The sequence below is a fragment of the Bacillus sp. MYb209 genome (assembly GCF_002975175.1).
GTDB lineage: Bacteria > Bacillota > Bacilli > Bacillales > Bacillaceae_G > Bacillus_A.
Map to the genome: position 1 here is coordinate 97,327 of NZ_PCNZ01000005.1, position 20,248 is coordinate 117,574.

At 35.5% G+C, this 20,248-nt stretch carries 20 protein-coding genes and 1 other annotated feature; of the genes, 5 read left to right on the forward strand and 15 right to left on the reverse strand.

Features of this window, described 5'->3' with window-relative positions; all coding sequences use genetic code 11:
- Positions 1–30: 30 nt before the first annotated feature.
- Positions 31–870: a D-alanyl-D-alanine carboxypeptidase family protein gene (locus CQZ94_RS11705; protein ID WP_105585523.1), complete on the forward strand. Its 840-nt coding sequence runs from the start codon at positions 31–33 to the stop codon at positions 868–870.
- A gap of 22 nt (positions 871–892) precedes the next feature.
- On the opposite strand, the gene CQZ94_RS11710 is transcribed toward CQZ94_RS11705, so the two are convergent.
- From CQZ94_RS11710 to CQZ94_RS11725, 4 genes are all read right to left on the reverse strand, one after another.
- Positions 893–1,810, reverse strand: coding sequence for a proline dehydrogenase family protein (locus tag CQZ94_RS11710; RefSeq protein ID WP_105585524.1), 918 nt, complete (start codon positions 1,808–1,810; stop codon positions 893–895).
- Positions 1,811–2,119: 309 nt separating this feature from the next.
- The gene (locus CQZ94_RS11715) at positions 2,120–2,365 is read right to left on the reverse strand and encodes a YusU family protein (RefSeq protein ID WP_002145027.1); all 246 of its coding nucleotides are present in this window, start codon (positions 2,363–2,365) and stop codon (positions 2,120–2,122) included.
- A 48-nt stretch (positions 2,366–2,413) separates the two neighbouring features.
- The gene (locus CQZ94_RS11720; protein ID WP_001018862.1) at positions 2,414–2,716 is read right to left on the reverse strand and encodes an MTH1187 family thiamine-binding protein; all 303 of its coding nucleotides are present in this window, start codon (positions 2,714–2,716) and stop codon (positions 2,414–2,416) included.
- Between the two features lie 63 nt (positions 2,717–2,779).
- Positions 2,780–4,795 carry a methyl-accepting chemotaxis protein gene (locus tag CQZ94_RS11725; RefSeq protein ID WP_105585525.1) on the reverse strand — a complete coding sequence of 672 codons (2,016 nt, stop codon included), beginning with the start codon at positions 4,793–4,795 and terminating at the stop codon, positions 2,780–2,782.
- A gap of 208 nt (positions 4,796–5,003) precedes the next feature.
- Here CQZ94_RS11725 and CQZ94_RS11730 point away from each other — a divergent pair, with 208 nt between their 5' ends.
- Positions 5,004–5,762: a TrmB family transcriptional regulator gene (locus CQZ94_RS11730; protein ID WP_105585526.1), complete on the forward strand. Its 759-nt coding sequence runs from the start codon at positions 5,004–5,006 to the stop codon at positions 5,760–5,762.
- A 149-nt stretch (positions 5,763–5,911) separates the two neighbouring features.
- Here the strand turns inward: CQZ94_RS11730 and CQZ94_RS11735 are convergent, their stop codons facing one another.
- From CQZ94_RS11735 to CQZ94_RS11760, 6 genes are all read right to left on the reverse strand, one after another.
- Positions 5,912–7,810, reverse strand: coding sequence for a thioester domain-containing protein (locus tag CQZ94_RS11735; protein ID WP_181149479.1), 1,899 nt, complete (start codon positions 7,808–7,810; stop codon positions 5,912–5,914).
- Positions 7,811–8,338: 528 nt separating this feature from the next.
- On the reverse strand, positions 8,339–9,634 hold the full coding sequence (locus CQZ94_RS11740) for an MFS transporter (protein WP_105585528.1): 1,296 nt from the start codon (positions 9,632–9,634) through the stop codon (positions 8,339–8,341).
- Positions 9,634–10,947: an APC family permease gene (locus CQZ94_RS11745; RefSeq protein ID WP_105585529.1), complete on the reverse strand. Its 1,314-nt coding sequence runs from the start codon at positions 10,945–10,947 to the stop codon at positions 9,634–9,636. Before CQZ94_RS11745 ends, CQZ94_RS11740 begins: the two co-directional genes overlap by 1 nt.
- Positions 10,948–11,012: 65 nt before the next feature.
- Positions 11,013–11,249: a binding site (T-box leader), on the reverse strand.
- 290 nt (positions 11,250–11,539) lie between these two features.
- The gene (locus tag CQZ94_RS11750; RefSeq protein WP_105585530.1) at positions 11,540–12,649 is read right to left on the reverse strand and encodes a hypothetical protein; all 1,110 of its coding nucleotides are present in this window, start codon (positions 12,647–12,649) and stop codon (positions 11,540–11,542) included.
- A 129-nt stretch (positions 12,650–12,778) separates the two neighbouring features.
- The gene (locus tag CQZ94_RS11755) at positions 12,779–13,561 is read right to left on the reverse strand and encodes a membrane protein insertase YidC (protein ID WP_105585531.1); all 783 of its coding nucleotides are present in this window, start codon (positions 13,559–13,561) and stop codon (positions 12,779–12,781) included.
- Between the two features lie 28 nt (positions 13,562–13,589).
- The gene (locus CQZ94_RS11760; protein WP_002015967.1) at positions 13,590–13,874 is read right to left on the reverse strand and encodes a hypothetical protein; all 285 of its coding nucleotides are present in this window, start codon (positions 13,872–13,874) and stop codon (positions 13,590–13,592) included.
- A 274-nt stretch (positions 13,875–14,148) separates the two neighbouring features.
- Between CQZ94_RS11760 and CQZ94_RS11765 the strand changes: the two genes are divergently transcribed.
- Entirely contained in the window at positions 14,149–15,042 is an 894-nt protein-coding gene (locus tag CQZ94_RS11765; RefSeq protein ID WP_016096587.1) for a YitT family protein, read from the forward strand.
- 342 nt (positions 15,043–15,384) lie between these two features.
- Entirely contained in the window at positions 15,385–15,771 is a 387-nt protein-coding gene (locus CQZ94_RS11770) for a DUF3938 domain-containing protein (protein WP_105585532.1), read from the forward strand.
- A gap of 141 nt (positions 15,772–15,912) precedes the next feature.
- Here CQZ94_RS11770 and CQZ94_RS11775 read toward each other — a convergent pair whose 3' ends face one another.
- The 4 genes from CQZ94_RS11775 to CQZ94_RS11790 form a co-directional block, all read right to left on the reverse strand.
- The gene (locus tag CQZ94_RS11775) at positions 15,913–16,053 is read right to left on the reverse strand and encodes a DUF3985 family protein (RefSeq protein ID WP_002124182.1); all 141 of its coding nucleotides are present in this window, start codon (positions 16,051–16,053) and stop codon (positions 15,913–15,915) included.
- Between the two features lie 96 nt (positions 16,054–16,149).
- A complete protein-coding gene (locus CQZ94_RS11780) occupies positions 16,150–17,232 on the reverse strand; it encodes a M50 family metallopeptidase (protein WP_105585533.1) in 1,083 nt (360 codons plus the stop codon).
- A gap of 13 nt (positions 17,233–17,245) precedes the next feature.
- On the reverse strand, positions 17,246–17,953 hold the full coding sequence (locus CQZ94_RS11785) for a DUF3169 family protein (protein ID WP_105585534.1): 708 nt from the start codon (positions 17,951–17,953) through the stop codon (positions 17,246–17,248).
- Positions 17,943–18,164, reverse strand: coding sequence for a helix-turn-helix transcriptional regulator (locus CQZ94_RS11790; RefSeq protein ID WP_105585535.1), 222 nt, complete (start codon positions 18,162–18,164; stop codon positions 17,943–17,945). The genes CQZ94_RS11785 and CQZ94_RS11790 overlap by 11 nt, the downstream gene beginning before the upstream one ends.
- Positions 18,165–18,328: 164 nt before the next feature.
- Between CQZ94_RS11790 and CQZ94_RS11795 the strand changes: the two genes are divergently transcribed.
- Positions 18,329–19,120 (forward strand): PPC domain-containing protein, encoded by a 792-nt coding sequence (locus CQZ94_RS11795; protein ID WP_105585536.1) that lies wholly within the window; start codon positions 18,329–18,331, stop codon positions 19,118–19,120.
- Positions 19,121–19,279: 159 nt separating this feature from the next.
- Here the strand turns inward: CQZ94_RS11795 and CQZ94_RS11800 are convergent, their stop codons facing one another.
- A complete protein-coding gene (locus CQZ94_RS11800) occupies positions 19,280–19,894 on the reverse strand; it encodes a DedA family protein (RefSeq protein WP_105585537.1) in 615 nt (204 codons plus the stop codon).
- Positions 19,895–20,248: the final 354 nt, after the last annotated feature.

Sequence of the window (20,248 nt, forward strand, 5' to 3'; positions counted from 1 at the left end):
TACATATGGAAAACAAAAGAGGGAACGACGATGAAACGAACAATAATTATGATTGTAATGATTGCCACACTATTTACAGGGATGATTTTCTTCTCTTATGCACAACGGCAACAAGTTGTAAGAGTAGATCAACCTAACATTACTGGTCAATATGGGATTACAATCGATGCAGACACAGGGAAAATTTTGTATGGAAAACGTGAAGATGAACGCTCTTATCCGGCTAGTATAGCCAAAATGATGACGACTCTTCTCTTACTAGAGAATGTAAAAGAAGATGAGGAAATTACGGTTACGGAAAATGCGATTAAAACGGAAAGTCAAAGTAAGAAGATTAAGCTTCACGCGGGTGAAAAATTAAAACGTGATGAGGCATTAAAGCTTATGCTGATCATTAGTGCAGACCCAATCGCTGAATCAATTGCAGAACATATTGCAGGATCAAAAGAAGGGTTTGTTAAAATGATGAATGCTAGAGCGAAAGAACTTGGTACAAAACATGCAACTTTCAAAAACGCAAGCGGTGCTGATGCACTTGGAAATAAAGTATCACCTTATGACATTGCTATTATTACGAAAGAAGCCTTGAAGTATCCGATCGTTTTAGAATATATGAATTCAATACATACAACACTACATACTTCAGAGCGCTCTCCAAAAATTGCAAACTATGGACGAGAAGAACTATATGACGATCCATATGCGATTGGAAGTAAAAGCGGTTTATCAGCACTCGGAAAATATACAGTTGTAACAGTTGATGAAAAAGACGGTAAACGTATCATTAACGTCGTATTATCTTCTACTCGTACACAACTATATCCTGATACGAAGAAAATGGCGCACTATGCATTTCAGCAATTAAAATAACCAAGGAGAAATTTCTCCTTGGTTATTTTTTGATCATACCTTTTAATACGAACGCAACGTTCGCTGGACGCTCTGCTAGACGGCGCATGAAGTAACCATACCAGTCGTTTCCATACGGTACGTAAACACGCATTTTATAGCCTTCTTTTACTAGCTCAAGTTGACGCTCTGTACGAATACCAAATAACATTTGGAATTCAAATTGATCCCTTGAAATATTGTGTTCTTCGGCAAGTTTTTTTGTATATTCAATAATCGCTTCGTCATGTGAAGCAATTGCAGTATAATTTCCATTTAATAAGTGCATTTTAATAATTTTTTTATAATTGTCATCTACATCTTTCTTGTCTGGGAACGCTACTTCTTCAGGTTCCTTATAAGCCCCTTTTACAAGACGTAAATTAGGATTATAAGCATTTAAATCTTCAATATCTTTTTCTGTACGATATAAATAAGCTTGAATAACAGTACCAATATTATCGTATTCAGATTTTAATTGTTTAAAGATATCAATTGTTTTCCCGCAGCGCGTATAGTCTTCCATATCAATTGTAATAAACACACCATTTTCTTTTGCAGCTTCTAAAATACGGCGCATATTGTTCATTACGATTTCGTCAGAGATATCTAATCCCATAGAAGTCATCTTTAAAGAAAGCTGCGAATCAAGACCTTCTCTTCCAATTGCACGAATCGCTTCAATCGATTCGCTAGCCATTTCATTTGCTTCCGCTTCATTATCAACGAATTCACCTAAATAATCGATTGTTACACAAAGACCTTGCTTATTTAATGCTTTAATTGCAGCTGTCGCTAATTCAATCGTCTCCCCTGCGACGAATCGACCTGCACCAAAGCGTAAACCGTACTTTTTAGCCAGTTTTGTTAGCGCTTTATTTTTAGACAAGAAAAGAAACGAATTTCGCATTAATTGTTCCATGTAATTCACCCCTAAGACTATACTTTATCTGTTTTTTACCCCTCTTCAAAATTATATCACTGTTTAAAATTATTTGATACAAATAATTATTTAGATAATTTATAAAATACTATCAAAACATTTAAAACCCTATATTCTCGCTTGTAAATATGAAGAAATATTTTTCGACATTTAGAAAAAAGGAGTTTACTAGGGAAAAAATGAGCATGCCGAAAATATTCGACATGCTCACAAAACCATTTATATTTCATCTAAATTATATGAGGATATTAATAACAAAAACTTGAGGTAACATTATCTCAAGCCTTCTTACTTCTCATTTCGCTTCTCATCATTCAGCTTTTTAATATTCGTAATTAACTGTACCATCTCTTCTTTTGCATCTGGATACGTCTCATTCCAATGTTTCACTAAAGCTGGCATCGTCTTAGCTATATAAGAATAAAGTGCCCATTTCTGTACCTGCTCTTTTCGCTCTTCATTACTTTCTCCTAGCAATAATTCTGTATATTTCTCTAATAATCCATCAAATTGCTCATTAAACTTTTCACTCATCTTATTTTCCTCCTATATGAAAAAAGCAGCGAAGATCGCTGCTTTTTCTTATAATTTTGATCGAACAGAGTTTAATTTCTTCTCCATCGTACTTACTTTATCACGGCGATCATCGATACGAATTGTTGTCGCAACACGCTGTGCACCTTTCGTATATGGAACTTCATGCATTTGTTGAATGACTTCTAAAATGACAGGAAGATCTCCTTCAATAACTGTATTCATCGGTGTTAATTGATACTTCACGCGATCAGCATTTTTCTCTAGCACCTTTTGTACTTCTGCCACATATTCACTAACACTTGGATTACCTGTTCCTACCGGAATAATCGATACGTCAACAATTGCCATAGTAACACTTACCTCCTATAATCGCTTCTTATATATCCATTGTCTATTTTACCTAAATCCTCATCACTTTACTAATCTGTTTTCTTCTACTTTAAACTGCTCAACCAATCTCTCTAAGTCCTGCATATTCTCTGTCACACTTTCCATCGTATGAGCTACTTTTTCTAAATGATTCACTTGTGACTCAGTTGCTGCATTTACCTCTTCAGAAACAGCCGCACTCTCTTGACTCGTGCTAGCAATTGTTTGCATAACTTCTGTAATTTCTTCTTGCTCGTGACCTATGTTATTTACCTCTTCTACAATTTTTTCAACTGAGGTACTAATAGTATTTACAACTGACATAATTGTGCGAAATTCTGTCTCCGCCTCTGTCGTAACTTTATTTTGTATATCCGCAATGTCTTTCAATTTACTTACAACTTCTACAACTCGTTTTACTTCTAACTGCACACCACTAATCATTATTGCAATCTCACCCGTTGCCTCTTTTGATTGTTCAGCTAATTTTCGAACCTCTTCCGCAACAGCAGAGAAGCCCTTACCTTGCTCACCTGCACGTGCTGCTTCAATTGAAGCATTTAAAGCCAGTAAATTCGTTTGATCCGAAAGACCTTTTATAAGTTCTACCACATTTCGAATCAATCCAACCCTTTGCTCTAACTTACCGGATGCTTCTTCCGTATGAACAACGATAGAAGATGATTGTTCTCTTGTACGAACTAAATTTCGCATCGTATTGAGTCCCTGCTTAGATGCTTCTTCCGCCTTGCCAGTCACTCCCTTTATTTCACCAACGGAACTATTCATTTCTTCCATCGACTGCACCATATTTTCAAGTTGCGCTGAAACCTCCTCTACACTATTAGCAAGAGTAGACGCGCCTCCGCTCACATCATCCATTGCACCTGAAACTTCTCTACTAGCTGCTACAGTTTCATTCGTTAAATAATGCAGATTGTGAGTCGATTGCTGTACTGTCGATACACTATTTTTAATTTTACTTACCATTTCATTCATTTGCTCAACCATATCATTAAAGTGAGTCGTAAGCGTACCAACCTCATCTTTACTTGTCACCTTCATTTGCAACGTTAAATCACCTTCCGCTACTTTTTGAACGTGATTTGTTAATAGTTGTAATGGTCTTGCTAATCTTCTTGAGAATACATATGAAGCTAATATTCCAATTAATAAACTTATACATGCCATTATAATAACTGTATTTCTTGTTTCTATTAGTAAGTTATCAATGGACTCTTTCGGATATACAATCCCGATTTTCCATTTCATCTTATCAAACAATTGACTATAGGCTACTACATCTTTTCCACCTAATGTCGCCGCCGCAAATTTCGTTTCATCTTTATTTAAACTTTTAACAAGTGGTTCTTTCGAAACATCTTTTCTTACTTTCTCCGAGTACACAATGGCAATATTTTTATCATTTATGATAAACATTTCTCCACCATTATTATATTGAATATTATGGAGTAGCTTTTGAATCGTCCCTAGTGATACATCCATTGCTACAACACCTAACACAGAACCATCTTGTCCGACAATGGCTTTTGAAACTCCAATACTTAACTTACCCGTCGCGATTTCATATTGTGGTTGTCCCCAAATAATCGATTTTGTATCTACTTCTGACGCTTTATACCAAGGACGACTTGTTGGATCATATCCTTCCGATACTTTGCCTCCTTCAGCAAGATTTGCACTCAACGTTTTTTTATCTTTCGTCCCTATGTAGACATCTAAAATATCAGGATGATTCTTTTTAAACCTTGAAAATTCCTTTAAAATAAAACTCTCCTCTTCTGGGGTAACCCCATCTTGTAGCATGTTTTGAATATCATCATGAGTTCCATAATGACCCATATCTTCTTCAATTCGCTGCATAAATGCAGTTAACTGCTCTGTCACAAGATCCATCGTATTTTCAGAATACTGGTCTAAGGAGTGCGTTTCTTTCTCTTTTTGCAATTGATACACAGCTGTACCTAATATTACAAACATCATAGAAATAAGCACCGAAAATACTACTGCAATTTTTAAACGTAAACTTCTCAACATCGTCCCTCAAGCACCCCCTTCTCGATGAAATTTAATCATATTAATCACTATATTAAGTATAATAGATAAATCAGAAAGCTCAATCCATATAGTTTAAAAACTTGAAATTTATTCTCATTTCAATCAACCTACTTGTTATCTCAACACTTGTGTAAAAACAAATAGTTCATTATCCTTAACATATAATCTCATTCGTTCGGAGGGAACTATGCTACAAAAATTCGGTTTCTCACAATATGAAAGCCAGGCCTATGAAGTTGTCGTATCAAGCAATGAACCATTAGATGCAACAACTATCGTTAAACATTCAGGTGTTCCAAAAGCAAAAATATACGAAGTGTTAGCACGACTAATTGATAAAGGGATGGTAATGGATTCTGTTTCTGAAAAGAAAAAATTGTATACCGCATTACCACTCAAGCTAGCAATTGAAAAGTTAACGACAGAATTCCAATCTAATATTAAAGAACTTGAAAATAATATTTCTAAAAAGTCATTTACAGATGACCGCGTTTGGAGTTTAAAAATGCAGTCTTCTATTAAAGTACAAAGTAGGCAACTTGTAGAAGATGCGAAAGAATCCATACGCATCTCCGCATGGAACGATACCCTTTTAGAATATCTTCCTTTACTAGAAGAAAAAGCAAAACAGGGTGTCCAGATCGAGTCCCTCATAGTTGGAAAAGTAAAAACAGATTTAGAAAACATGCATTTTCTAATCCCAACTGAAGAACCTAACGCATTAGAGCGTTACTTACTACTCATCGTTGACGATCGTGAAATTTTATTTGCTGGTGTAGAGCAAGAATCATGGCAAGCGATGAAAACAATGTCACAACCTTTCGTGAAGTTCTTTACGGAGTTCTTCTATCATGACGTTGCACTTGCGAAGATTACAGAGAAGCACCATGATCTCTTTATGCAGGATGAGGAAATTAAGGAATTGTTGATGAAGTTGAGGTATTAACAAATCCCAAAATCGATTCTACCATTTGAATAGATAATATAATTTTCCATACAAAAAAAGCTGTACCAAACGGAGTTTTACATACTCATTTGGTACAGCTCTTTTTTATCCCGCTATTTGTGGGCAGTAAAACTCCCACCTCAATTTTTCTACATTTCTTTTCTATTTTTCAACCTTAACACATATGCACCAGCAATAATAAAACCAATCCCTAGAATAAATAAGAGCGCAAACTCTTTCGTACCACCTGTCATTGGTAAACGAACTTCATCCTTAGCAGGCTTTTCTATTGCCTTCACATCATCTATAGAAGGTTTTACTTCTCCACTCGGTGTTTGAGGCTGATCCGGTTTAGGAGTTGTAGAGGGTTTCTCTTCTTTCCTATTCTTTACAGTATGCTTAATAATTTCTCCATTCTCTTTTATTTCAAATGAGAATGTCTCTTCATTAATTACATATCCATTCGGCGCTATTGTTTCTTTATATGTGTACTTTCCGTATGGTAGTTTAAATTTCGCTACACCTTTTTCATCCGTTTTCCCTTTTACTACTTCTTTCCCTTGCTCGTTATAAATTGTAAACTCTGCATTTGGTAATTTCGTATTTCCATCGGCTACATCTACTTTTGTTATTTCTAGTTCACCTTCTACTTTTTTATCTTGAACGATATGTTTAATAATTTCTCCATTCTCTTTTATTTCGAATGCGAATGTCTCCCCATTAATTACATATCCATTCGGTGCTATTGTTTCTTTATACGTGTACTTTCCGTATGGCAGTTTGAATTTCGCTACACCTTGCTCATTCGTTTTTCCTTTTACTACTTCTTTCCCTTGCTCGTTATAAATTGTAAACTCTGCATTTGGTAATTTCGTATTTCCATCGGCTACATCTACTTTTGTTATTTCTAGTTCACCTTTTATATTTTCATTTTTCAATTCTAATACAGCTGTTTCACCAGTTTTCACCTCAATTTTTTTAACAGCATTGTCTAACACATATCCAGCCGGCGCTTGAATTTCTTTCACGCTATATATACCGATAGAAAGATTTCCTAACTCCGCAATCCCCTTATCATTTGTAGTAACATTTTGTTTAAAGTTTTCATTAGAAACTTCAAACACAGCCCCTTTTAATACTTCCTTCTGCTCTCCTAATTTCATAATCCTTAAAGATCCTACCGATTCCCAGTTTACGATTAAATCTGTACTGATTTTCTCACTATTTCTTTGTAACAATACCGTTGTGTTTTGAATTTTTTCCGAGCCTTTAAAAGCTATTGCTTGTAAATTTGTTAAAGTAGATTTCACTTTCATTTTAAAATTCCCACTAATCGTATCTTTCGGAATTAAAATTTTGAATTTTTCATTAATTGATAATGTACTTTTCTCTTCTCCTCTTTCATTTACAATTCTAATACCTTTAGGAGCATTTTCAGGAAGAATTGTATAGGAACCAGACACTGCATTTGTTTGAATTGCATAAAACCCTGTTTCTAAATAATCACCTTTTTGCATTGCAGTTTGTGGATCTATAGAATTAACTTTAAAAAATACATCTTGTGATCCAGTTTCTTTTTTTGAAGCCTCTACTAAACGCTTCATAAGATTATGTACTTGTTCATTTTTTACAACTAAATCTTCTTCAGTTAATTCATTTGATGCAATCCATACTGCTAATTGTGTAGCATAATGCGCTTCTTCCACTGTCGCTACACCTAATTCAGATGGGCTTTTTTTGGGATATCCATTAAGTAAAACACGGTATACAGCATCAGATATTTTTCCAATATCAGGTAAATCTTCTCCATTAGGAGAACGTAAATCAGGCGTTAAACAATACGCAATACTACCCGAGGCAGTTTTAATTATTTCGGTCTTTATGTCACGATCTTTTGCTTTACTATAACTCCAATCCATTTCATACTTTTCTCTGTTCATTACTTCTGCTTTTGCTTGTGGTACTACAATTCCTAATAAAACAATAAGAGCACTAAAAAAACTAAACCATTTTCCGATTACCTTTCGTTTCACTCTCTCCACCACCATATATAAATTTCTACATGAAGCAATCTTACTGTTTCATTGTACTTATAGTAAAAAAAGAGAATAGGTGGTTTTTTTGTAACATACTGTCGAAATATTGAGAAAGTTAAATGGATAAACTGCGAGTTTTGAATTCCTCATTTCCATTTGACTATTGATAAATAAAGATAATTTGTGCTCAACCCTTTAAACATAATAAAAAGGCACTTTCAAAAGTACCTTTCAAATTTGCTAAAATTAGATTACTTTATATCTTTATATACTAATTTTACAAATAAATACTATTACTTATTCTTCTCCTTTATCTCCATCAACAGCTCAATAATTTTCTCATTCTGCTCCACTTGTTTCTCTGAATTTTGATAGATGAAACGAACCCATCTAAATACAAAAATAATAAGAAATAACGGAACTATCGACATTAGAAAACCAATAATCGAAAAATTCGAATACATATATTATCACCTCGCTACCTACCACCTTCTCTATTCCTCTACTAAATCCTTTAATTTTCTTCAAAAAAAGAACCTATCAAACGATAGATTCTTCCTTCACAAGCTGATTAGAAAGCCCTCTCGTAATAGAGAAAATCGTACAAAGCAGCGCCAATATAATGAAAACGCCGCCTACCCAAGCGTTATATATAACAGATGATTTCTCAATAACAACTCCGCCCACTGTTGAACCGAGCGCAATTCCTAAATGAAGTGCAGAGTTATTTAAACCTTGCTGAATACCAGCTGATTCTGGTGCAATTTCAATTAAATAGTTTTGCTGTGCTGGCGAAATCGCCCAGCTCAGCATACTCCATAATCCCATCATAATGATGAAGAGCGGGAATGAGAATGTCATCATCGGCAACATAAAGATTGCACATGCAAATACGATAATGATGGAAATAATACTTTTCTGCGATCCCCATTTATCCGCAAGCCAGCCGCCAAGGCCACCTCCAAGTACCGCTGCAATTCCGAAAATAAAGTAAAACACACTAATCCAGTTTGCTTCAACATGCATGACATCTTTTAAAAACGGTGTTAAATATGCGTATAGCGTTAAATGACCCGTTAAAAATAAAAATGATGTTAACTGTGCACTTACAATTTTTTTATCTTTTAACGTAGCGATTTGTTCTCTTATTGATAATACTGATGTCGCTGGTACTTTCGTTAAGAACAACGAAATACAAGCGATTGCCATAACAGTTAATATCGAAATTAATACAAATGGAGCACGCCATCCGTATGCATTTCCAAGCACAAGGCCGAGTGGTACTCCAAGTACGAGTGATCCACTAATACCCATGAAAATGATTCCAATTGCACGCGCACGAAAATGTGGCTCTACTACACTAGAAGCAAGTGTTACCGATAGTGCAATAATAAGCGATCCACTCGCTGCACAAATTACCCTCGAGAACATTAACATCCCGTAATTCACACTAAATGCTGAAATAATATTTCCGATTAAGAAAATCGACAATGCCCCAACATACAATCTTTTTCTTTCAAACTTTCCTGTTACTGCTAATAAAACTGGACCTGATAGAGCGAATACTACTGAAAATATTGTAATAAGCTGACCAGCTGCACTAATCGACACACCTAAATCATTGGCAACTAAATCGAGCGTTCCTCCTATAATTAGCTCAACCGTTCCGACTACGAAAGCCGCAATAGCTAAAATATATACACGAAAATTCAAGTCTTCCCCCACACTTTCTCTTTTGGTTACTACTATTATAGTAACCAAAAGAGAAAGTGGACGCAAGTATAATTTTTTTACAGCAAAAAAGGCAGGCGTATTATACGCCTGCCCTTCAATCATTAAACTCCAGTTTCTTTCTTCTTATTTAAGTACCAATACACCGGAAGTCCTGTAAATACAATTCCAATCGATAAGAAACAACTTATCGGATCGTTAATAATCGCACTTCCAAGTACAAACAACGATCCTAAAATCGCAACGATTGGTACAATTGGGAATAACGGTACACTATATGCACGCTCTTTATCCTTGTTACGCTTTCTTAGAATAAAGACACCAATAAACGTCATTACATAGAAAATATAAATAATGAATACGGAAATCTCAGATAGCTTATTCGGATCACTAATAAGCATTAAAATAATTCCTAATATGATTTCAACAGTAATCGCATTCGCTGGTGTTTTAAACTTCTCGTGTGCCTTTGCGATAAACTTAGAAAACGGAAGGTGTCCACGCTCTGCCATCGACATCGGAATACGCGGGAACGTTAAAATCTTCCCATTTAAACAACCGAAAATAGAAATGATAATACCAATACTAATAATTTTCCCGCCATATTCTCCAAGTAGCATGCCCGCAGCTGTCGCTGTTGCATTTTCTCCAAGGTCTACAATTTTCGCTGCTGGTAATACATTTAATAACGCTAAGTTAATTAATACGTAAGCAGCAGTTACAATTAAAATCCCAACTGTCATTGCCTTTGGTAATAACTTTGTTGGATTCTTCATTTCTCCGCCGATAGAAGCAAGCAAAATCCAACCATCATAGGCAAATAAAGTTGCTAAAATTGCCATCCCGATACTTTGATTTTCTGATATCGGTACAACTACGTTGAAGATATCACTATTCCCTTTCCAAAACCCTAGCACAACAATTAATATAATCGGAATCATCTTCCCAACTGTCGTAACCGTTTGGACGATGCCCCCATATTTTGTTCCCATACTATTTACAACGCCTAGGAACACAACTGTTCCAATTGCGATTGGTAAATTCCATACTTTATCTAAATAGAAAAAATTGATCATTAAAGAACTAAAATACAAACCTAACGTTCCAATAATAGCTGGTCCATAAACAATTGTTTGCATCCAGCCAGATAAATACCCCCAAAAACTTCCGTAAATCTCCTCTAAATACGTATACAACCCACCATTTTTCGGAATTTGCGCCCCAATTTCGGCTACTGTTAAACCACTTGCTAACGTCAACAGACCACCAATTACCCAAGCAAGGATTGCCATATTAGAACTCCCCGAGTAATCTAATACGCTCCCTGGTTTCATAAACACACCAGACCCAATAATAGTTCCTACTACGATAGAAAGTGCTACTGTTAAACCAATTTTGTTTTTCTCATCATGATGCATGCTGCGTATCCTCCTTCCAATTCTAGTGTGATGCAAAAATGAAATAAAAAAACACTCCTCCCTAAAAAAGGGACGAGTGTTTTATTCGTGGTTCCACCCTTGTTTCAATTAGTAAAGTGACACACTTCACCAATTTCTCAAGTCTAAATAACGGTTTTTGCCGGCAAGCAATTACTAGATATCCGTTCACTGCTGCAGTTCAGAGGTGGTAATCCATTTTTCCGTATTAGGAAGCTCACAGCCAAAGGCCTCCCTCTCTGAGAATCGTAAAAAATTGATCATGTCCTCATCATCACTTCTTGATGTCGAATTTTGTAGTTATTGTTCATTATATTGAATTGTTAGAAAAAATCAATATATTTTTTTATATAACATAAAAAATATTTCTCTCCTTATATTATAACAGAAGTTACCATATTTCTCTAATTTGCTCTCTCGTTAACAACGTGATCTGGTAAATGAAATTATATCGACTTCCCAACAAAAAACGACAACGATAGCAACCTACATAATAAGAGGAGGCTGTTCCAAAGACAGCCTCCTCACATATGTATCTTTCGGTTGCCCACACGAAAGATACGGCATAGTTCAATTATTTATCATCTTTTTTCATGAAAAATTTATGATTTGGAAGATCGACATTTAATTCCGCTAGTTGTTTCTTTTCATTTTCTAGAATCGCTTTCGCTTTTTCTTTTGCCTGATCATCTAAGTTCGCAAAGATGTCTTCATGCTTCCCTTTCTCTGGAAGTTTCACGCCTAGTTCCGTCAGTTTCTCTTTCACTTGCTCACGAGTTAATTTCCCTGACTTTTCTTGCTCAAAAATTGACTTCGCTTTTTCTTTTGTCGCATCATCTAAATCCGCGAACATATCTTTGTGCTTCCCTTTCTCTGGAAGGTTTACTCCTAATTCTTTCAATTTTTCTTTCGCTTGCTCATGAGTTAATGCTCCGGACTTTTCTTGCTCAAAAATTGACTTCGCTTTTTCTTTTGTCGCATCATCTAAATCCGCGAACATATCTTTGTGCTTCCCTTTCTCTGGAAGGTTTACTCCTAATTCTTTCAATTTTTCTTTCGCTTGCTCATGAGTTAATGCTCCGGACTTTTCTTGCTCAAAAATTGACTTCGCTTTTTCTTTTGTCGCATCATCTAAATCCGCGAACATATCTTTGTGCTTCCCTTTCTCTGGAAGGTTTACGCCTAATTCTTTCAATTTCTCTTTCGCTTGCTCACGAGTTAATGTTCCAGACTTTTCTTGCTCTAAAATTGCTTTCGCTTTTTCTTTCGCCTGATCATCTAGATTCGCGAACATGTCACCACGCTTCCCTTTCTCTGGAAGGTTTACGCCTAATTCTTTCAATTTCTCTTTCGCTTGCTCACGAGTTAATGTTCCAGACTTTTCTTGCTCTAAAATTGACTTCGCTTTTTCTTTTGCCTGATCATCTAATCCTGCAAACATTTCCTTGTGCTTACCCTTCTCTGGGAATCTCACACCTAGTTCCTCTAATTGTTTCTTTGTATCATCCATAATCGTTTTTACTTTTTGTTTTGTAGTGGCATCTAAATCCTTTTTCGCCGTTTTTGTAGGTTGCTCAGCTGCTTGCGTATTCGTTGCCGCAAATGCTGGTATGCAGGCTCCTCCTATAATTCCAAATGATAAAGCACCTGCAATCGCTAAATACCCAACTGTTTTTTTCTTCATAGGAAATTTCCTCCTTCATATTTCTAAAGCATGTACACTTACGTATACAATGCCAATAGTAATGTTGGTTTCTTAAAATTTCCTTAACGATGCAAATAAAAAACACCGCTCATCACGAGCGGTGTTTCTCTAAGCTTTTTGTAATTGTAATTCTTCACGTTCCATTATTTTTCTTAATACAATTGTTTGTGTCATTGTAAATAAGTTACCTGTAATCCAATACAACACAAGTCCTGACGGTGCCGCAATACCCATAAACAAAATCATTGCTGGCATCATAATTTGCTGTATTTTCAGCATTTGCACTTGCTCTCCAGGCGTTATATTTGATTGGAACACCTTCATTTGAATAAATGTTGTTAACGCTGCGATAATCGGTAATATATGATATGGATCTGCATGTCCTAAGTTTACCCATAAAAATGAAGATGTACGAATCTCTTCAGTTCGGCTAATCGCGTAATACAAAGCAGAGAAAATCGGCATTTGTATAAAGATTGGCCAGCAACCAGCTAACGGATTCCAACCGCCTGATTTCATTAGTTCTGACATTTCTTTTTGATACAGCTTTTGTTTTTCAAGATCTTTACCCACATCACCGTGTTTCTTTTTCAGCTTCTGTAATTCAGGTTGCATTTTTTTCATTTTCATTTGACTACGATATTGCGAAACAGCTAATGGAATCAGTGCTGAACGAACAACAAGCGTAATGACAATGATAGCAATCCCAAAGCTTCCACCAGATATATGATGAGCAACAAATTGAATCATATACGATATTGGATATACAAAATAATGGTTCCAAATTCCCGTACTATGTGAATCAATTGTGCCTGCATTACTGCAGCCAGATAAAACAAAAACAAGTAATAATGATAAACTAATGAGCCCAGCTCGGTATGATTTTAACATGTTCATTCCTCCAATGTTTCGTAATTAATTAGCGAAACATTGGTGTATACGGACCTACCTCGTCACTCTCTCCGCTCGATTCTTGTCTGCGGACAGAACGAATCATTCCATATTTATAAAAAATAGAAAATAGCGGTACATTTCTTGTACCCTCTTCACACGTATCAACTAGTTTAAAAGCTCTCTGTCTACCGCTCGATGCTTGCTGACGCACAAAGCGAGAAACGTTAGCAAGAAAAAAGACTTCTAATACACAAAGCGCTGTCGTTACAAACGATATATATAGAATTGCATCCTGCAATAAAAATTCCATCGCTTCACATCCTTAATAAAGTCATTTTAGCACATTCAACAAACATTCTCTATTTCCTTTTGTTCTCAAAAGTTTTTTTGCATATTTTCTCAAAAAATTATGCTAGAAAACCAATGTATTCGCTTTCTTTAGTATATTCACACGTATCTTTGAATAGGTTTAATTTTTTAGAAATTTATAAAATTTTTGCATTATAATAAAACTATTGCCAGTTTTTGAAAAAAGCTTTATTCTCTTCTTGTAATCAAAAATGAATATGGAGATGAAACATACTATGGGTCAACTAGGAGACGCCGATTACGTTCCCGACACCGCCTTTTTATCCTTCCCAGCAGCTAAAACATTTCACTTAGAATTTATCATACAGCTAGTTGTTATTTTTATAGCTTCTATTTTGTATGCAATTTCTATGAATATGTTTTTTATCCCGCATAATATGATTAGCGGTGGGTTCGCTGGTGTAGGGATGATTATCGGTTATTTAATGCACTACAATATCGGAGCACTTATCTTTTTACTAAACATTCCGCTTCTTATTTTAAGTCACTTTTACTTAGGTAAGAAGACAACCTTTTTAACGGCATACTTTGTAGCTGTATCATCTTTAGCGATGAACATTATCCCAGTACACCAAGTCTCAGACGATATTTTACTTTCTTCTGTATTCGGTGGTGTCATCTGCGGTGCTGCCTCAGGAATCATATTCCGATTTGCTTCTTCAACAGGTGGTTTTGATGTTGTTGGATTGATTGTAGCGAAACATCGCGATGTTTCAATTGGAGCAATCATCTTTGGATTCAACTTAATCTTACTTGTTGCAGCAGGATTTATTTTCGGATGGGATATTACGCTTTATACGTTAATTAGTCGGTTTGTAGTCAGCAAAGTAATTGATGCCGTGCATACAAAACATATTAAATTAACGATAATGACAATTACAGAAAAAGGTGAGGAAATAAAAAGCTCACTATTACATCACGGCATACGTGGCGTAACAATGGTAGATGCTGTCGGCGGCTATACAAACCATAAGAAGAAAATGATTTACACTGTCGTAACTCGCTACGAGTTAGGCGAAATGAAACGAATCATTCGCCAAGTAGACAATCGAGCATTTATGAATATTACTGAAACCGTTGAAATCGTTGGACGTTTCAAACGTATATAAAAAAGCGCAAGGAACTACAATTCCTTGCGCTTTTTATTTTTTACACTTATTACAAAATCAGATAATTCTATTATTGTGGCACTAAATGTGTTATAATAAAAGTAGACTTACAAAAAAGAGTATATAGACTTGGAAGTTTCTCTTATTATTATAAGCAAAAAGAAACGAGCAGTCGGGTATATTTCAGACACCATACACGTAACGGCTAAAAAAAAGCCGATCATCTTAGTTATTCTTCACTGATCTTTTTATAAAAAGATACGTACAACTAAAATTCACTTCAATATACTATACCTACCTTTTTGACTTCCAAATCATCTTACTACATAAGGAGATGAACATATGAATCAATATGTACGATACACAATAGCTGTCCTGTTTGCCATCGTAGGCGGTGTGATCTGCTTCTGGACAAACACCCAGCTTGGAGAGAATATCATTTTTAATGGAATCGAAACGCTTGTAAGCGCTTCAATTTTAGGTGGATACATTTTCTTCCTCTTCAATCCAGAAGAAAATGCTCAAAAAACAATGTTATTAACAATGATCGGAATCGTTGGTGGATGTATTTCCTACTCAATGACAAACTATACATTACCACTTCAATTAAGCTCAGCTTTCTTCCACGGTCTATGGACTTGGTTTATCGCATTCTGCCTAGCAGACGTATTCAACCTATTACAAGACCACGAAGAAGAAAATGGTCAACAAATTGAAAGTAACTCTTAAGCTGGAAGATACTCTTCCAGCTTTTTTAGATCACCTCATATACCCCGCATAGTACTTCCTGGAATATATCATTATATCGACGTTTCAACACAGGATATCGATTTAACGACATCGTTCGACATCCCTAAAGCACAACATACCCTATCCCCCAAGCAACTTACTACCGAACTCCACAATTAAAAAGATAACTACAAGAATCGCAAGTATCTTTAATGCCACATACGTCACTTTAAAAACAGCATAAATGAGCAAGACTAACAAAATAATCGCTAAAATTTCCATATATAATTCCTCCAAGCTTTGCTCTTCTTACCTCATTTTACTCGCCCCAAGCTTTTTACGGAACGGCATAAGATTACATATAGAAAAGAGGATACCTCACCCATCGTAAGATACCCTCTCCTTCAACTGCTCAAACCATTCTCTCTCTAATTGTAAATATCCTATTTCACTCTTCTCAGTGCTCTTCAATTCTTTATCAGCTTTCCTCATATAAGTGCGTGAAGCTTCTAAATCACCCTCTAAATATTTAACAATTCCTTGTGTGCGGTAATACCCATTTAAGTCCATTTTTGTAATTGCCTTTGCATGTTCCTTCGCTTCTTGCAGAGAAAGACTTTCCTCCTGATACAGTACTTTATATAAAAGATACCAACTATGAAAGATACTAACGAAAAATTTATTTTCTTTCGTTACAGGTAGTTGAACAATTTGTTCTACATACGGTATCGCCCTTTCCATTCCCTCTTGATCAGCTCGGGCATAAAAGACGAGCATAAGTCCACTCATTATCTCGCTTATACTTTTATCCTCTTTTAATTTTTCCTCACTAAGTTCTATTAATCTCTCATCCCAATCTTTCGGTCTTTTGTAACTAAATAACTCACTCGATACTTGAATCGTGTATAAATGCTCTCTAGCCTTTTCATCATCTTTAATTAAAATGAGGAATTGCATGCCATCGCTTAATAGCGTTCCCTTAATTGGAATTGCTGTGACGACAAAGATTGCAAGGTGTAACACAGAAAAGTATAAAAGCATGTGGTAATAACTCACCATATATATGTAACCTGATACAATGCCAAATACGAAACTCGTTAACGGTCCGCTTAAAGTCATCCATGCCCATTTTCTTGAAAGGTTCGGTGTTTGTGTGGAAGGCGGCACTAACATTGCAACGCCACCAACATACATCCATATTTTATTTTCTCGAATTCGTATTTTCCCCTTTTCTTTTTGAACAGTAATAGGCCCTACTGTCATAAACTTAAATTTCAAACCGACTATCAAACCACATATTACATGCCCTAATTCATGAATAGCTAACACTAGCAATGCAATCCCGAAAAAGGCCCATATTTCTATAATTTGCTGTACTTTTTCTATTCGAATGAACCCATATAAAGCGGAGAAAACGAAGGCAACGAACATTGAAAAAGCAGGTCTTCTTAAAATGTCCAACGCTTTTCTCCCCTCAATAAATCATCTTTTTATGCATTTCATACATATATGTTCCAACATGTAATACCCAAACGAACGAAATCATAATGACCATAAAGAAATCTTTTCCGTCTAAAAGTGCATACGCAATCGCCGCAAACCACGCACAAACAAGTGTCATATTTGTATATTGATATGCCTTATATCCGGCTTCATGAACGATTTGCTTTTGCCCTTCATCTGCATTCTTCGCCCACATTTCCATTGACTGAGAATACGTGACACTCTGTTCTGGATATAGATTGTTATACCTTTTCTTCATTGCAAATCCTAACCAAGTTATAGCAATAAAGCATACTGCAGATGCCACTGTACTTACACTCACAAAGAATAAGTTCCCCTCACCTGTATACGTTCGGTAAAAAGCAATAACTGAGCAAACAAACCATGATGGAATAACAATTTCCATTATTCGAAGATAAATAAGTACTATTCCTAATCTTCGTCCCTTAACATTATCCTCTTCATCTTTCGTTTGTGCGAGCGCTCTTGTACGCTTCCAAATATAATACATAGCCGCTATACCGAATACACTCATCATAATAATGCTAATAACAGGAGATATTTTGCTAGTACCAGCTGTAGCAATATCTCCTATTACATACCCTATAAATCCACCAAATATCGCTCCTACCAACAGCTTAAATATAGCAGACATTTTCCCCTTCGCCTTACTCTTCATTTTCGTCTTCCCCCTCCACTAACGTAAATATCTCCTCCACCGGCGCTCCAAAAATTTGTGCGATTTTTAGCGATAATACAATAGACGGCGCATAATCCCCACGCTCAATTAAACTAATGGTTTGCCGTGATGAGCCAATCGCTTTCCCTAAATCCCCTTGTGATAAACGATGCTTTGCTCGCAATTCCCTCACTCGATTTTGAAGCTTCATGTCTTACCTCTTTTTCATTTATTTAATTAAAATTGTAAATAATATCCTGATAAATGTCAATTATCATTGTCATTTTGACGTTAATAATTGACAAAAATAAGGATTTATTATGATGCAAATAACCTATATAATGAATGTGAAATATTAAACAAAGGAGGTGACATATGAATAAAACATCTACCTTTTCTTACATTCTTACTAAGCTAACAGCAACTTTCTTGTTATTATTACTTATTAGCACACTTCTCTTAACAACTAGTCAACAAACACTATATAGTTTCTTAGCTGGATTACGGGAATTACTATATGTTCCCTTCATTCCTCTTCTTGCTTTATATGCAATTTTTTGCTCTATTTGCATCGATAAATTGAACTTAAAAACACATACAAGACTTAAGAGATTATGCCTTTATATTTTTTGCGGCTATTTATTCTTTCTTCCCTTCCTAATATTTAAAGAAGCTGCTCTAATACAGTTCTTGTTCCTCGGTTCAATTGGAGCAGTATGTTCTCTTTTTTTCTACTTATGTACAGTCATAGCAACAAAATTTAATTGGATACAATATTTCGTGCCAAGCATTATGCTTATTATATTTATCACAATCAACTTAATCGATCTAGCAAAGATTGGAACATCAAAAGAACAATGGATCGAAACAAAAACAGAAAACTCTTTCGAAGCATCTTTTCAGCATTTTAGCGGTGAACATAAAGTCCCAATTGAACTAAAACGGGGTGACATATTAGAATTTACCGTTGAATCACCATCTGAAAATCCAAATGGCTACATGAGAGACATAAGAATGGCTAGTGAATTTGAAGAGGAAGAAAACTATTTAGCTTCAAACGGCCCTAATACATACCAATTTGCGGCAATTAAGACAGGAACTTATTACATTATAGTTAGCGGAAATAAGTTAAAAGGGAAACTGAAAATAGATTGGAACATAAAGTGAAACTTTAATCAGTGGGGGTTTTGTTCATCCCCCACTGATTATCAGCCCGCACCAATCGGGCTTTTACGGGTGGCCCGACTCCCACAAATAGCGGGATAAAATAAAAAGGCAGTGCTTTTGCACTGCCTTCCTAAATTCTGACATAGAATGGATTTCATATTAACTTGCGTTTTGTACGAATACTCGTTTTAGCTGTTTGCGGAAACGAACGCTCAGCGTGATTACTACAATTACAACTACTCCAAAGATGATTTTACCGATATTATCTTCCAGTACTCCGAAAATATCATGTAAGTTACCACCTAGCCAGTAGCCACCAATTAAGAAGAATGATACCCAGAATAAAGCACCTGAATAAATTGTAATCGCAAAGCGGCGAAACGGTAAGTTAATGATACCTGCAAAGTATCCTGTAAAATGACGTACACCAGGGATGAAGAAGCCAATAAAGATTAGAAAATATCCATACTTATCGAACCACATTCTCGTTAAATCAATTTTTCTTTGTGTTAAAAATACGTACTTCCCGTATTTTTGAACAAAAGGCATACCAAGCTTATTCCCTAAAAAATATTGGATCGTCATTCCTACACTTGTCCCAATAAAGGATAAAATAATTAAAATAGGTAAACTTAAATCACCCTTCTGTGCTAAAAATCCCGCATATGCTAATGTTGGCTCTCCCGGAAACGGAAGTGCAATATATTCTAACAGCAAGCCTACAAGTACTACATAATACCCGTATTGCTGAAATAATTCATGAACCCATTCCATGTCATCTCCCCTTTCATTCACGTACAAGTTGTTACTATTATTGTATAAAAAAATTGTCGAAATAACTATCACAATAGCTTACATTTTTATTACATTTTTGTAAGGCTCATGCTAAAGTTTTCTGTTCTTTATTTAATTATATAAATTATCGTTTTAAAACGGGATGACGCCTATCTATTGCAATGGCTAGAGATAGATGTCATCCCGTTTTCAGCACTCGGAAATCGCCTCATTTTGTTCTCTATAAAAAACCATAACAAACTCATACTAACTTCATATTAGCTTCATATATGTATTGTAAGATTATATCGGAATTTGTTGAAAAGTTTAATTACTATATTACCTAAACATTAA

Coding starts and splice junctions, on each gene's coding strand:
- CQZ94_RS11770 (WP_105585532.1), top strand. CDS start 15,385: ATGAATCAATATGTACGATACACAATAGCTGTCCTGTTTGCCATCGTA.
- CQZ94_RS11760 (WP_002015967.1), bottom strand. CDS start 13,874: ATGGAATTTTTATTGCAGGATGCAATTCTATATATATCGTTTGTAACG.
- CQZ94_RS11750 (WP_105585530.1), bottom strand. CDS start 12,649: ATGAAGAAAAAAACAGTTGGGTATTTAGCGATTGCAGGTGCTTTATCA.
- CQZ94_RS11745 (WP_105585529.1), bottom strand. CDS start 10,947: ATGCATCATGATGAGAAAAACAAAATTGGTTTAACAGTAGCACTTTCT.
- CQZ94_RS11765 (WP_016096587.1), top strand. CDS start 14,149: ATGGGTCAACTAGGAGACGCCGATTACGTTCCCGACACCGCCTTTTTA.
- CQZ94_RS11755 (WP_105585531.1), bottom strand. CDS start 13,561: ATGTTAAAATCATACCGAGCTGGGCTCATTAGTTTATCATTATTACTT.
- CQZ94_RS11735 (WP_181149479.1), bottom strand. CDS start 7,810: ATGGTGGTGGAGAGAGTGAAACGAAAGGTAATCGGAAAATGGTTTAGT.
- CQZ94_RS11790 (WP_105585535.1), bottom strand. CDS start 18,164: ATGAAGCTTCAAAATCGAGTGAGGGAATTGCGAGCAAAGCATCGTTTA.
- CQZ94_RS11730 (WP_105585526.1), top strand. CDS start 5,004: ATGCTACAAAAATTCGGTTTCTCACAATATGAAAGCCAGGCCTATGAA.
- CQZ94_RS11795 (WP_105585536.1), top strand. CDS start 18,329: ATGAATAAAACATCTACCTTTTCTTACATTCTTACTAAGCTAACAGCA.
- CQZ94_RS11785 (WP_105585534.1), bottom strand. CDS start 17,953: ATGAAGAGTAAGGCGAAGGGGAAAATGTCTGCTATATTTAAGCTGTTG.
- CQZ94_RS11775 (WP_002124182.1), bottom strand. CDS start 16,053: ATGGAAATTTTAGCGATTATTTTGTTAGTCTTGCTCATTTATGCTGTT.
- CQZ94_RS11720 (WP_001018862.1), bottom strand. CDS start 2,716: ATGGCAATTGTTGACGTATCGATTATTCCGGTAGGAACAGGTAATCCA.
- CQZ94_RS11715 (WP_002145027.1), bottom strand. CDS start 2,365: ATGAGTGAAAAGTTTAATGAGCAATTTGATGGATTATTAGAGAAATAT.
- CQZ94_RS11800 (WP_105585537.1), bottom strand. CDS start 19,894: ATGGAATGGGTTCATGAATTATTTCAGCAATACGGGTATTATGTAGTA.
- CQZ94_RS11705 (WP_105585523.1), top strand. CDS start 31: ATGAAACGAACAATAATTATGATTGTAATGATTGCCACACTATTTACA.
- CQZ94_RS11725 (WP_105585525.1), bottom strand. CDS start 4,795: ATGTTGAGAAGTTTACGTTTAAAAATTGCAGTAGTATTTTCGGTGCTT.
- CQZ94_RS11740 (WP_105585528.1), bottom strand. CDS start 9,634: ATGATTGAAGGGCAGGCGTATAATACGCCTGCCTTTTTTGCTGTAAAA.
- CQZ94_RS11710 (WP_105585524.1), bottom strand. CDS start 1,810: ATGGAACAATTAATGCGAAATTCGTTTCTTTTCTTGTCTAAAAATAAA.